Raw genomic sequence first — 13,558 nt, forward strand, 5'->3', positions numbered from 1 at the left:
CCTTATACCGTTTTTAGAATGATCGTTCTCATATGGTGAGTCTACAAACTTCTCTTCATGAAGGGATCATTCTTATATTTATTCTAGAATGATCATTCCCATATGCTTGGATTTTCCTCCGCCCAATACTTTAAGGAATTTGTTGTACCCATACCAAATAACAAAAGGAGCAAACTAAAAATGGAAATTTCTAAACAAATCGCATTTGTCACCGGTGCGAACAGAGGCCTTGGCCGAGCTCTGACGCTTGAACTTCTATCCAGAGGGGCTAAGGTTTATGCCGGAGCAAGAAATCCGGAGTCCATTGATATTCCTGGTGTAATACCTGTGAAGCTTGATATTACGAACCCACAAGAGGTAGCTGCAGCCGCTATGGTTGCTAAGGATACTACACTTTTAATCAACAATGCAGGATCGTCTACAGGAGCTTCTTTGCTTGATGGTGATCTTGACCAATTACATTTGGAGTTTAATACACATTTCTTTGGCACACTTTCAATGGTTCGAACTTTTGCACCGATTCTAGTAAATAACAACGGTGGCACGATTCTGAATATTCTTTCTGCATTATCTTGGGTTAGTTCAGGAACTGCTGGCGCTTATACGGTTGCAAAGGCAGCGGAGTGGGCATTGACGAACGACCTGCGAATAAATCTGTATCCTCAAAACGTGCGAGTAGCTGGATTACATGTGGGCTTTATGGAGACAGACATGACGTCGGGCTTAGAAGTTCCCAAGTCTAACCCTGCGGACATCGCAAAAATTGCTATAGATGGTATAGAATCCGACAGCTTTGAAATTGTTGCGGATGACACGAGCAGACATATCCAAAGTATTCTTTCCGGTGGAGTATCTGCGATATATCCACATTTATCCTAATACAAATGACTAATAAAGTATTTCGTCCAAGATATCAAATCAATACGTAACAGCAAACACCAGACAACTGGTAAAGAATTTTAAAGAGGGGTGTTAAAAATGGATAAATTATGGAGCAAAACAAAAATTGGGAATTTGGAATTACCTCATCGTTTAGCAATGGCACCAATGACACGTAGTAGGTCGAATGAAGATGGTACACCGGGAGAATTAACAGCCCTTTACTATGCTCAACGAGCGTCAATGGGACTCATTATTACAGAAGGTACACAACCTTCTGATGATGGTCAAGGGTACTTATGGTCACCTGGAATATATACGGATAAGCATATTGAAGGATGGAAAAAGGTTACCAATGCAGTGCATGAAGCAGGTGGATATATGTATATCCAATTAATGCATGCCGGTCGCATTTCGCACCCAGACAATACACCACATCATCGTCAATCTGTTGCACCATCTGCAATCGCGCCAGGTGAAGAAATGTTTACCGCTAAAGGTAAGCAGGCCATCCCCGTTCCGCGTGAGTTAAGTAAAGAGGATATTCAAACGACCATTGCCGACTTCCGAAAAGCAGCAGCTGCGGCTATTAAAGCAGGTGCGGATGGTGTTGAAATTCACGGAGCAAACGGTTATCTGATTAATCAATTTATCGGAGAAAATTCGAATACACGGACGGACGAATATGGGGGATCTATAGAAAATCGTACTCGCTTCGCGATTGAAGTAACGAAAGCCATCGTCGAAGAAATTGGAGCAGAAAGAACAGGTTTCCGGATCTCGCTAGGGACACCTCTTGGTGGGATACAAGATGGTGAACAAGGTCCTGAACTTTATCGTTATCTTGTAAAAGAATTAGCTAAATTGGATTTAGCTTACCTCCATATCATGCATCTTGGAAACGAAGAACTGCTCCAAGACATTCGCTCAATCTGGACGAATCCTTTGTTAGTCAATCGTGCTGGACGATCTCTGGAGGATCTCAGCGTGGATATTGATAATGCCCTTGCTGATCTGGTGCCTGTTGGTGTATGGTCATTAGCTAATCCAGATTTAGTGGAACGACTTCAAAAAGGTGCGCCATTAAATGAAGCAGATCCCACAACAATCTATGGTCTGGGAAGCAAAGGTTATACGGATTATCCCACAATGGTAGAATTAGAATCCCAATAAGGTAGTAATAGAGAATACACTAATTAATGGCGTACAACGGAAAAGTTGTGCGCCATGATTTATCTACAAATACTCAATGTTTTAAAGATGTATTTTGATTAAAAATGGTATACCCTCAGTGATTACATTCATGATGTTCTACCCCAAAATTAATAAAGGAAGAGGATGAAACATGAGAGCAGCACAAATACAGAAGTATTCAAAGAAAATCCAAGTGGAACTGAATGATGTTAAAATACCAGAGATCAATAGCCACGAAGTACTTGTAAAAGTAAAAGCTGCAGGTGTAAATCCACTCGATATTCTTAATTTGAATGGCAGCGTTCGATTGATTGCCGACTATGAGTTGCCATTAACTTTAGGAAATGAACTATCTGGTGTTATTGAAGCCGTTGGCGATGATGTTTTGAATTTTAAGGTTGGGGACCCTGTGTATACGAGGTTACCACTTGCTAGAATCGGTGCTTTTGCTGAATATGCGGCAGTGAATGAAGATGCCTTATCTATCATGCCTAAAAATTTGACTTTCATTGAAGCTGCTGCTGTGCCCCTTACTGCATTGACTGCTTATCAAGCGTTACATGGCGTACTCGATGCCCAGCCGAATAAAAAACTATTCATTCCCGGAGGAACCGGCGGCTTCGGTGCTATGGCAATCCCCATTGCCAAATCAATGGGATTATATGTAATTACAAGTGGCAGTGAAAGAGGCAGATCACGTACACTGTCCATCGGGGCTGATCAATTCATAAATTATAAGGCAGAGAACTATGCCGACATACTGTCCAATATCGATTATGTGATCGACACTTTGGGTACCAAAGAGATTAAAGCTGAACTGGGTATTTTAAAACCACAAGGGAAATTGGTGTCATTGAAAGCTGGACCTAATTATCGCTTTGCGGTTGACAATCATTTTCCGATGTGGAAAAAAGCATTGTTTGGTTTAGTGGGTGCTCGCTTAGATTCATTAGCACGTAAGAATCAAAATGAATATCGTTTTTTATTCGTGCAAGCCAATGGAAGTCAATTACAAGAAATCACTAAACTTGTTGAAAAAGAAAATATTAAGCCCTCTATAGATTCAACTTATACGTTCGATGACATTAATAAGGCGTTGGTTAAGGTGTCGACGGGCCACTCCCAGGGCAAAGTGATTGTGACTTTTTAAAGCGACATATTTTTTTCGTTTTATTAGAATGATCATTCCCTAATTTTCATTCTCTCCCTGACCTGGCTCAAGAAAACTAGAAACGGCTGATATCAAGCAATTATCACTTAGCTCGAAGTCTTCGAAACTGAGCACGTGTAATGGTCTACACATAACATTTAAATATGAGGTGGGATATCAGAATGAGAAAGACGGTTCTTATCACAGGGGTTTCTGGTGGGATCGGTAAAGAATTAGCTGATCGATTTGCCAAGGGCGGACATAATATAGTGCTGGTGGCTCGTAGTGAGAGTAAAACAATAGAACTCGCACAGGAATATCGAAAAAAATACGGCATTCAGGCAACAGTCATCGCCAAGGATGTGGCGGCAACAGGGGTACCCGAGGAAATCTACACGGAGCTAAAGGAGAAGGGGATTAGCGTTGACTATTTAGTCAACAATGCCGGCTTCGGTTTGTTTGGGACATTTTAGAAACGGATATGGAGCAAGAAGTGAATATGATTGACGTTAATATCAAGGCTCTGACGGTTATGACGAAGCTATTCTTGCCGGATATGATCAAGCGCGGGCAAGGTGGAGTGATGAATGTAGCTTCCTTGGTGGGTTTTTTCCCAGGACCGATGATGTCTGTTTACTATGCGACGAAGGCGTACGTGTTGTCGTTCACCGAAGCTTTGGCGAATGAAGTGAGCGGAACAGGCGTGACTGTAACCGCATTATGCCCGGGGCTGACGTGCCCGCAACCGTTTCATGGAATGAGGAATAAAAGGTAATTGTTTTAAAATGGAAGGGATATGCACAAGGTGGGATTGGTATCCAAGATCACTTGAAGCAGGACTCAAGTTTGTCCAACAATCGTGGAATCTCAAACTTTGTGTTGAACTAAGAGCCGTTAACGACTTACATACATATGTACAAAATACTACGTAATATTAATATATAAGTTTTGTTGACCAAGCTATGAATCAGCTATAAGGGAGCCATCGTTCAACGGGATGGCGAACCTAAAGGCGTTAAGGAAGCCGTTAGACTATATTTAATACAAGAGATGCATTGTAAAGTTCGTGGCAGAGAAAATCATACTAAGAATGGACAATGTTGGCATCGTTGTAGAATCCCTTGATGACGCAATCTCTTTCTTCGAGGAAATTGGCTTGAAGCTCGAAGGGCGAACTACTGTCGAAGGGGAATGGGCTGGTCGCCTAACCGCTCTGTCTGGGTTCACAGTGTGTAGAGATTGCTATGATGGTTACCCCAGATGGCCACAGCCAACTTGAACTTTCGCGATTTCCTAACCCACCTACTATATCAGACCACCGAACTGCTCCTGTAAATGCCATCGGTGACATCTTTATGCTTAAATCTTTGAAAATAAGTATATCCCTGTCTCAAACTAGGGATATACTTATTTTTGTTTTAGGATAAAATATACTTTTATGCTAAGCATTCAACTTCTCTATAAAGGAGCCATCTATTTGCATTATTTCTATTCGTTACTGTATAATTAGCCACCACAAACAACAATATTGTTTGATTACAAAGGTGTAAACGAGTCATGTCATGCTAAACTACTGGGCAACATGGTGTCCCATATGCAACGTAGAAATGTAAGACATGCAGAAGGTTCCAGAAAAATAAGAATGTATAAGTTTGGGCTGGCAATGTATCCGGAAATAGAATCGAATCCAAATAATGCACAAAAATTTGTAGTGGTATTGAATCTGATGTTGACAATTCCTCGAATCTGTATGTTCTCGAAGACTCTGTTAGTTTTGTTGCAGGAAATCGTCGGTCGAAATTACATTGGCATACATACCATTAAGTGCACCAACAAATGCATAATGAACCTGTTCTGCTGGAACGACTTTATCTTGATACGATAAGTCTCGTGTCGCACAAGCATCTTCAATTAGTGTAGTTTCATAACCTAAATCCACTGCAGCTCTGACTGTGGAATCAATACACATATGTGTCATCATACCTACAACCACTACCTTAGTTAATCCTTTTTCTTTTAATTTGCTTTCTAATTCAGTCTTTAAAAAGCTGTTAGGGAAATGTTTATTAATAATGGTTTCGTGTTCTAATGGTAGGACAGTCTCATGTATCTCTACTCCTTCTGTATCTGGAAGAAAGAAACCTGACCCTGGATCACTTGCGATATGCTGTATATGGAAAATGTTATCTTTGTAATTCTGTCTAAACCATTCAAGGACTTTCGCAGCATTAACGGCCGCTTTTTCAGGGTTGCTTAATTCCATCTTGCCATTTGGGAAATAGTCATTTTGTATATCTACGATTATTAGAGCTGTGCTCATTATTCTCCACCTCATTTAAAATATTTTGTTACTCTATAATCATAAATCGTTTTTTTCCTTTTATCGATAAGTTGATGAAACACTTTTAGCTAAATAAATTCATGGTGAAAGGAAATTAATAATGGAACTTGATAACATTGATTTTCAGCTCCTTCGGTTACTGTCCGAAAACTCACGCATTAAATGGAAATATTTGGGTGAACAAATTCATATGACGGGACAAGCAGTTGGGAATCGTATAAAAAAACTTGAGGAAAGTGGTGTAATTAAAGCCTATTCTCTAATAGTTGATGAAATGAAATTAGGACTTACTTATACAGCGTTTATCATTATTTACATGAAGACAACAAACCATGATTCATTTATACGATTAATGAATGATCGAAATGAGGTAGTGGAAGTTCACCGAGTATCCGGAGAAGGATGTTACCATTTAAAAATTAAAGTAAACTCGCAAGAAAAATTGAATAATTTACTGGATGTAATTCTTGAGTATGGGAATTATACTGTACATTTATCGATACAAGAGATTAAACAACAAAATCCGTTGACTGCTATATGATAAATGGTTATGGCCAGTGAACTGTACCACCCGTGTTTTTCTCACTATATCCCTTTTGTATAATTAGTGTGCACACCTATTGGTGTGCACACTAATTATACAGGAGGTTTTTTTGTCTGATTCATTATCGAAAGATAATGGAACTACACGATGAGGGGTAAGGCCCGTTTAGTAGCCCCTAAATATAGTAAATATAGTGTTTTCTATAATAAATTCTCCATCATTGTTACTAGATAGAGTTTTTTTCATTGTTAATGAAAGTGCATATTATTTTATGCATAATTGTACTTCGCACTAATTTGAATATAAAATAAAAATTCACTATCTAAATGAGATAACTAATTTTCAAGGCAATAAATAAACTTGATAATGCAAGTGTAATAGACACTTATCCTTTTCGATTCATAATTGATTCCCTTTAATTAATTCTATAACAATTCACCGCCCAATTGATGGAGGATGAAATGGATGCATTTACTTTCTTCATTGTTTGTAATACATTTCGCATTTGTTCTAAATCGATGTTAGCGAAGTGCTTCATCATAAATTCTTTGTCTGCTTCTTTTCCGTCTAGACTCCGTATGCCAGCCCCAAAAATCCCACTGAGTGGTTTCGAAATTCTCTCCCGTTATCAACTATATAATGTACTCAGATTCAAGTAATGCTTGTTCAAAACACACAAAATATATTACACTTCTAGATTCTATGGTAGGTCAACTATATCAAAACCATATAGAAATATTACTTGAGAAAATCGAAGAAGCTGGTGCAATTGTAGTTGGCGTGTATGTTTTTCAACTAGGAAGAAAAATCGTTAGGAGGACAAATGAATTATGTTATTACAACAATATCAAGACAACATAAACACATTACTAACAAAAATAGAAGAGGCAGAGGTAATTGTGGTAGGTGGTGCTGCTGGGATGTCTGAGGCGGCTGGATTTAGCTTTTATCAGACAGGACCGTTTTTTTAAAATTACTTCGGTAAATTTGCTGAGAAATACGGTATTTTAAATATTTTTGATGGATTTTATTATCCTTTCCCAACAAAAGAAGAGCGATGGGCGTATTTAGCTACTCAGATCAAATCTATTTACGATTTGGCTCCAGGTGCGGCCTCAATTCAAGGCGATTTACGTTGTTTCCAATGTGCAAAGCCTTGTCATGATGAGGTTTATTATAATGAAGAACAGATTAACGAAATGTATAGACAAATAGAGAGAACGGCTATTCCAACTGAATTAATTCCACAATGTCCGAGTTGTGGAGGGGACATGGAACCATGGGTGCGCTCTTATGTATTTTTGGAAGGAAGCTCTTACAGAAATGAATTAAGAAAATACAATGAATATCTTATCAATAACAAAGATAAAAAGATTCTCTTTCTGGAATTAGGCGTAGGAACGATGACACCGATGTTTATTAAAGAGCCATTCTGGAATATGACTTACAGTTTTCCGGATGCCTACTACATTACAATAAATCCTAAAGATGCGGTAGTTCCTCAAGAGTTAAGAGAAAAAGGACTTGCCATTAAAGAAGATATTGGACGTGTCTTACAAGATGCTTTGAACGGTAAGGGAAAAAGAGATTCGGATATCGGATAAGTACTGAAAAATGGAGGTTTGTATGGAAGAGAAGTATCAAGAAGTTTTAAGCAAAATCAAGAAGGCAGACAGTCTTCTAATAGGCGCAAGTAACAAATTGTTAAAAGCTTTAATGATAGGTCTGTCAAATTGATTGGAAACCCAAACACTTTCAACCATTCCGTTCTCGATTTCTTCAATTTTGCCGTCTCTAAAAGGGTAGTAATTTGAAGTATCTACAATGATTACTTCCTCCGCGACTTGATCGATAATGTTCCGAATGCTTGGCAGTGCCTTTATAGGAAGAGATATTATAAGAACTTCAATATTTTTAATTGCCTCCTCTACACGCACAGCTGTTCCAGCAAACTCTTTTCCTTCTAAACGTTCAATTCCTCTTGCATCTGCAATTTTGACGTCATATCCATTCTTAACTAATTTTTTAGAAATAATTGACCCAATTGGTCCTGCACCTATAATTCCAAATCTCATTATTGTTCCTCCTAAAGAATTTTTATATAAAAGAATTAATCTGCTTAAAGTTACACAATCATATGTTTATCGAACGGTAAACATATATTCATTAGATAATAAAAACGTATTGAGTATTTCTGATACATGTACAAGAATAAATTGATTTCTCATCTTTTTGAAGTAGGCAATAAAAATTGACGTAGTACATTTTTTTGTACTTAGCAGTAGAAAGCAGGTGAAAAGGTGTCTAGGATATGTAAGGATGGATTTGATAAAGAACGTATAAAGGAACAAAGAGAATTTTTTGGTATTGCTTATACCCAAAATATCCTCTCTGGACGTTGGAAATATGTAATCACAGTTTTTCCTTTTACGATAATAGATTTGTGAAGAAATGGATTAAGGAAACGGGGTAAGAGTTAAAGATTCGAAGCTGTCATAGTGGCAGCTTTTTTTGTACTAACTTGCTATAAGTACAAAAAAATGTACTACGGCAATATTTATTGCCCTCTTTTAAAAAATGAGAATAGGCTTTATTCTAGTGTCTGTAATCAAATTACTCATGAAACAAGTTGATGGGCAAACTGTGATATAGTTAGCTTGCTAAGTATATGGGAGGCATATCTATGAACGATAAGGTTGATTGCGATATTCGTGAGTCATTAGATAAAGTTTCATTCAAAATGCGTCGAGATTATAGCGAAAGTCTAAGAGAACTTAATCTTCATGTTGGGCAAGATAAACTACTCGCTCGTTTGTGGTTAGGTGATGGGGTAACACAAATGCAACTTTGTGAACATTTAAAATGCGAGCCGCCTACGGTAACAAACATGGTTAAATCATTGGAGCAAAACGGATTTATTTACCGTAAACGTGATGAACTAGATGCAAGGATTATGCGAATCTATCTAACAGACAAAGGCAATGAATTAAAGAAACCGGTTGATTTTAAATGGAAACAGCAGCAAGAAAAATTACTCCATTCAATTTTACCGGAAGAACGCTTAATCTTAAGGGAATTTATGAAGCGAATGGAGAGAAACTTGTTCTAAGTTTTCTCTATATTGATATTTAGCACCCTAAATATTAATTAGTCTATATCGGCTATATACCAGGAAAAGGTTTGGTTATGGGATTCCACTGAAGATGATGCGTCTATCCGAAACAATGATATTGGGTAATCACCAATAAATTACTTAGTAAGCTAAGTATTATTTCCGTTTTGACCGATCTACTGAAATTTGATTGAAAATAATTCACTCTAGGCTCTTTTGCTTATTTGGAGCCTATTTAAAATAAAGGAGAGAAGATACATGGAAAAAAGAAAAGAAATGCAGCTAGCACTACAAATGGTTTCGGGGTATGGAGCCGAATTCAATGCCTGGAGAATGCCTGGCACCGACCCAGCAGCCTACACAAATATGGATAGTTATGTGGAGCGAGCTAAATTAGCTGAAAAAGGAAAGTTTCAGATGATCTTCATCGCCGATACTCCGGCATTAGACGTTGATTTAGGTCCTCAGACCCCTAGTTACCCTATGGATCCTATGTTAGCTCTAATGGCTGTAGCCAGAGAAACGAAACATATTGGGCTTGTTGCTACCCTTTCAACGACATTCAATTATCCATATAACATAGCACGTCAGTTCAAAGCATTGGATGTGATAAGTCATGGACGTGTAGGGTGGAATGCGGTCACCACATCAAAACCGGCAGCAGCAGCAAATTTCGGTAAACAGGTTGCTAATCGCAAAGAACGCTATGAAATGGCTAATGAATCCATACAAATTGTCCAAGCATTATGGGGAAGTTGGGAAGAAGATGCTTGGACGTTAGATGTAGAAGGCGGAAAATTTGCCGATATGGAAAAAATTCAGCCTATAAATCTTCAAGGGCAGTATTATGCGTCGCGTGGTCCATTGCCAATCCCTCCTTCTGAGCAAGGTCAGCCAGTTATTTTCCAAGCAGGCGGAGGGGATGAAGGATTGGAATTGGCTGTTAGGTACGCTTCTGGTGTCTACGCTAACCCTTATGACATTGAGTCTGCTCGTGAACACAGGCAAGCACTTCGACAAAGTGCAGCTCGTTTTGGGCGAAATCCCGAAGACATCAAGATGTATGCAGGTTTTATGTTTTCCATAGGTTCAACGGAAGAAGAAGGTTTAGAACGACGAAGACAGCTTATGAGTTTTAATCCTGAAGAGATTCCAAGTAGAGTAAGGTACCTTGGTTCCATGGTTGGTTTACCACTATCGGTGAATTCGGTAGATATTGATCAACCTTTATCAGCTGACTTGTTGAAAAAGGCAAATGCCAACCCAATGGATCCACGTTCCCACAGAGCTTTAGAGTTGCTGAAAAAAGGGATATCCATTCGAGATGTTCTAGCGCATGGGGTCATAAACTATCATCCAGTAGTTGCAGGCACCCCCGTACAAGTTGCCGACTTCTTGGAAGAATGGTTTTTGGCTGGTGCATGTGACGGCTTCTCGGTTGTTCCGGATATAGCCTATGATGGAGTTGCTGATTTTGTGGAAAAGGTTGTCCCGATTTTACAGGAGCGCGGTTTGTTTCACAAGGAATATGAAGGAAAAACATTGCGCGAGAACATGGGAGTTCCTTATCAATACGGAAGGCTGAAATATTAAAATAACTAATAGATTAAACACCCCTTCCTGCTTGAATATTTAAACAAACTAGGATGCAAAAAAATAACTGTTATTAATTAAATTGACTAAGGAGATATACAATGAAGAAACAATACAATACGCGTGCCATCTTGACAGCCTTGCTCATCAGCGGTGCTGTTGGCATGTTTAACGAAACCGCTCTAAATATAGCATTGACTAATTTAATCGAAGTTTTTCAAATTTCGGCTGCAACCGCACAGTGGTTAACAACCGGTTTCATGCTGACTCTTGGCATTTTAATGCCAATAAGCGGGTTGCTGTTGCAGACGTTTTCGATGAGGAAGCTGTTCATAGGTTCGGTCATGAGTTTAATCGTAGGTACATTGATTGCGGCGCTCGCATTCAATTTTGAAATGTTGATGTTCGCCCGAGTTTTACAGGCGGTAGGCATGGGGTTGTTGCTTCCGCTCATTTTTAATACCGTTCTTATTATTTATCCACAAGAAAAACGGGGGGCGGCGATGGGATTGGTTTCACTGGTTATCATGGTCGCACCAGCGTCCGGACCGACCATAGGCGGTCTATTAATAGAATATTTAACATGGCATTATATCTTCTGGTACTCGCTGCCACTTTTGGTCATTGGGTTGTTGATAGGACTTAAATATTTGGAAAACGTCACCGAAGTCACTAAGCCTCGGATTGATCTGCTATCTGTTTTATTGTCAACGATTGGCTTCGGAGGAGTTGTCTTTGGCTTCAGTAAGGCAGGCGAAGGATCTGAAGGTTGGAGTAGCATGGCTGTGATTATATCAATCGCCATTGGGCTCGTCGCGTTGGTGTTATTCATACTGCGACAGAACGTCATGCGCGATCCGATGATGAATCTGAGCGTTTTCAAGTATCCAATGTACGTTATTGGGATGCTTCTTATAATGTCATGTATGTTGATCAGTATGTCGAGCACGATTATTCTTCCGATGTTTCTGCAGACTGGTAAAGGAATGTCTGTGTTAATCACCGGACTCATGCTTTTGCCTGGTAGTGTACTGAGCGGTATCATCCAACCATATGTGGGGCGTTTATTCGATAAATATGGACCGAAATGGCTTGTTATTCCCGGACTCGTTATCCTTACAGTCATGTTATGGTTCTTTACAACGATGTCCCCTACTTCTTCAGTGGCATTTATCATTGCTTTGCATATCGGGCTCACGGTTGGTATAGCCTTGATTTGGACGCCAGCTCAAACGAACGGGCTAAATCAATTGCCGCCGGAATTATATCCGCACGGCACAGCAGTCATGAATACACTGCAGCAGGTAGGAGGTGCAATTGGAACAGCAGTTGCAATCAGTATCCTTACAGGCGGTATGGACAACTATTTACACGGCTCCCCCGCCCCGACCAAGCAGATTGAAATTGCAAACGCGATGGCGTCGGGGTCACACAACGTGTTCTTGTTCGCGATGGTCATTGCATTAGTTAACCTGATCATGGGGTTCTTCATCCACCGTGTCGTAACCAACCACAAGGTGATGAATTCGCCACATTGATGTTTTTATAAAAAACAACAGGGTCACTTTGAAATAATCTATATAAGTTGACCCTGTGTATTTATATTTTTCGATATTTTATTTGTTATATAGCTGATAACTGTAAAGAAAAAGAGTCTTATATAATTAAAAGCTTGGATTGAAAAGGAGTTTTATTAAATGGTCAAAGATGAACTTTATAATGATCTGCAGTTATCCATCTTAGATTTTGTACATGTACATCCTGGTAGTAATCCTATTCAAAGTTTAAAAAATTCAACAGAGACGGTTCAACTAGCTGACAGATTAGGTTATAAGAGATACTGGTTCACGGAACATCATAATACTCCTAGCCAAATCAGTACATCTCCCGATTTGTTAAGTCTACACGCAGCCTCACATACCAAAAATATTCGTGTAGGTTCAGGAGGGATTATGTTACCTAACCATAGTCCTCTGAAAGTAGCCGAAAACTTTACATTACTTGAAGCCCTCTATCCTGGCAGGGTGGACCTTGGGATAGGAAGAGCGTCGGGAACAGATGGATTAACTGCATTAGCTTTACAACGTTCACAAGAGTCAATTAATGCAAATGACTTTCCAGAACAATTAAATCAATTACTTTCGTTTTTTTCACGAAATTTCCCAGCTCACCATCCTTTCAAGAAGATAGTAGTTCCAGGGAATGAATCAATAGTCCCTGATATTTATATGTTAGGTTCCAGTCAGGGCGGGGTACAGTTCGCTATCGATAAAGGACTTGGTTTTGTGTTTGCAGCCCACTTAGCACCTAGATTAGCTATACCAATGCTTAGTTTCTATCGTGAAAATTTCAAGCCATCTATTTATATGAATGAGCCAAAGAGCATGTTAGCAATTGGAGTTATTACTGCAGAAACTGAGGAAGAGGCAAACTATTTGGCAGGTCCAGTGGAATTAATGTGGGCAAGAATGGCAACAGGTTCAAGGGATTTTTCATTTCCAACAACGGAAGAAGCAAGTAAGTATGTTTATACACCACAGGAAAAGGAAGCGCGTCAATATAATAAAGACCGTTTTGTTATTGGAAGTGCAGCCAATGTTGCTGAAAAGTTAAAGCGGATGGCAAATCAAGCTTTAGTAGATGAAATTATGATCGCGGATTTTTATCCTGACCAAGCAAGCCGGCTAAAGGGATATCAGTTACTGGCGGAAGAATTTAATCTTAGTTCTAAATAGTTAACAGACT

General features: G+C 39.1%; 11 protein-coding genes and 4 pseudogenes. 13 read left to right on the forward strand and 2 right to left on the reverse strand.

Features of this window, described 5'->3' with window-relative positions:
• Nucleotides 1-180: 180 nt before the first annotated feature.
• The 5 genes and pseudogenes from LPB68_RS01100 to LPB68_RS01120 all read left to right on the forward strand — a co-directional run.
• The gene (locus tag LPB68_RS01100; protein WP_068654881.1) at nucleotides 181-879 is read left to right on the forward strand and encodes an SDR family oxidoreductase; all 699 of its coding nucleotides are present in this window, start codon (nucleotides 181-183) and stop codon (nucleotides 877-879) included.
• Between the two features lie 99 nt (nucleotides 880-978).
• Nucleotides 979-2,052, forward strand: a complete 1,074-nt coding sequence (locus tag LPB68_RS01105) for an alkene reductase (protein WP_068654879.1) — start codon at nucleotides 979-981, stop codon at nucleotides 2,050-2,052.
• A 172-nt stretch (nucleotides 2,053-2,224) separates the two neighbouring features.
• Nucleotides 2,225-3,223 (forward strand): NADP-dependent oxidoreductase, encoded by a 999-nt coding sequence (locus LPB68_RS01110; protein ID WP_068654877.1) that lies wholly within the window; start codon nucleotides 2,225-2,227, stop codon nucleotides 3,221-3,223.
• Nucleotides 3,224-3,405: 182 nt separating this feature from the next.
• Nucleotides 3,406-3,959: pseudogene (locus LPB68_RS23810) on the forward strand (SDR family NAD(P)-dependent oxidoreductase); the annotation flags it as partial.
• Between the two features lie 354 nt (nucleotides 3,960-4,313).
• Nucleotides 4,314-4,569, forward strand: a pseudogene (locus LPB68_RS01120) (VOC family protein); the annotation flags it as partial.
• A 422-nt stretch (nucleotides 4,570-4,991) separates the two neighbouring features.
• On the opposite strand, the gene LPB68_RS01125 reads toward LPB68_RS01120, so the two are convergent.
• On the reverse strand, nucleotides 4,992-5,543 hold the full coding sequence (locus tag LPB68_RS01125) for a cysteine hydrolase family protein (RefSeq protein ID WP_068654875.1): 552 nt from the start codon (nucleotides 5,541-5,543) through the stop codon (nucleotides 4,992-4,994).
• A 121-nt stretch (nucleotides 5,544-5,664) separates the two neighbouring features.
• Between LPB68_RS01125 and LPB68_RS01130 the strand changes: the two genes are divergently transcribed.
• From LPB68_RS01130 to LPB68_RS23065, 3 genes are all read left to right on the forward strand, one after another.
• Nucleotides 5,665-6,105: an Lrp/AsnC family transcriptional regulator gene (locus LPB68_RS01130; RefSeq protein WP_068654873.1), complete on the forward strand. Its 441-nt coding sequence runs from the start codon at nucleotides 5,665-5,667 to the stop codon at nucleotides 6,103-6,105.
• An 833-nt stretch (nucleotides 6,106-6,938) separates the two neighbouring features.
• Nucleotides 6,939-7,079 (forward strand): hypothetical protein, encoded by a 141-nt coding sequence (locus tag LPB68_RS23060; RefSeq protein WP_198402108.1) that lies wholly within the window; start codon nucleotides 6,939-6,941, stop codon nucleotides 7,077-7,079.
• 300 nt (nucleotides 7,080-7,379) lie between these two features.
• Nucleotides 7,380-7,712, forward strand: a complete 333-nt coding sequence (locus tag LPB68_RS23065; protein WP_204249605.1) for a hypothetical protein — start codon at nucleotides 7,380-7,382, stop codon at nucleotides 7,710-7,712.
• A gap of 90 nt (nucleotides 7,713-7,802) precedes the next feature.
• Here the strand turns inward: LPB68_RS23065 and LPB68_RS01140 are convergent.
• Nucleotides 7,803-8,183, reverse strand: a pseudogene (locus LPB68_RS01140) (NADPH-dependent F420 reductase); the annotation flags it as partial.
• Between the two features lie 225 nt (nucleotides 8,184-8,408).
• Between LPB68_RS01140 and LPB68_RS23270 the strand changes: the two are divergent.
• From LPB68_RS23270 to LPB68_RS01160, 5 genes and pseudogenes are all read left to right on the forward strand, one after another.
• Nucleotides 8,409-8,531: pseudogene (locus LPB68_RS23270) on the forward strand (winged helix-turn-helix transcriptional regulator); the annotation flags it as partial.
• A 260-nt stretch (nucleotides 8,532-8,791) separates the two neighbouring features.
• A complete protein-coding gene (locus tag LPB68_RS01145) occupies nucleotides 8,792-9,217 on the forward strand; it encodes a MarR family winged helix-turn-helix transcriptional regulator (protein WP_068654871.1) in 426 nt (141 codons plus the stop codon).
• Between the two features lie 261 nt (nucleotides 9,218-9,478).
• On the forward strand, nucleotides 9,479-10,813 hold the full coding sequence (locus tag LPB68_RS01150; protein WP_068654870.1) for an NtaA/DmoA family FMN-dependent monooxygenase: 1,335 nt from the start codon (nucleotides 9,479-9,481) through the stop codon (nucleotides 10,811-10,813).
• A gap of 101 nt (nucleotides 10,814-10,914) precedes the next feature.
• On the forward strand, nucleotides 10,915-12,351 hold the full coding sequence (locus LPB68_RS01155; protein WP_068654868.1) for a DHA2 family efflux MFS transporter permease subunit: 1,437 nt from the start codon (nucleotides 10,915-10,917) through the stop codon (nucleotides 12,349-12,351).
• 159 nt (nucleotides 12,352-12,510) lie between these two features.
• Nucleotides 12,511-13,548, forward strand: a complete 1,038-nt coding sequence (locus LPB68_RS01160) for an LLM class flavin-dependent oxidoreductase (RefSeq protein ID WP_068654866.1) — start codon at nucleotides 12,511-12,513, stop codon at nucleotides 13,546-13,548.
• The last annotated feature ends 10 nt before the right edge of the window (nucleotides 13,549-13,558 follow it).

Source organism: Paenibacillus crassostreae (assembly GCF_001857945.1).
Classification (GTDB): Bacteria; Bacillota; Bacilli; order Paenibacillales; family Paenibacillaceae; genus Paenibacillus_AQ; species Paenibacillus_AQ crassostreae.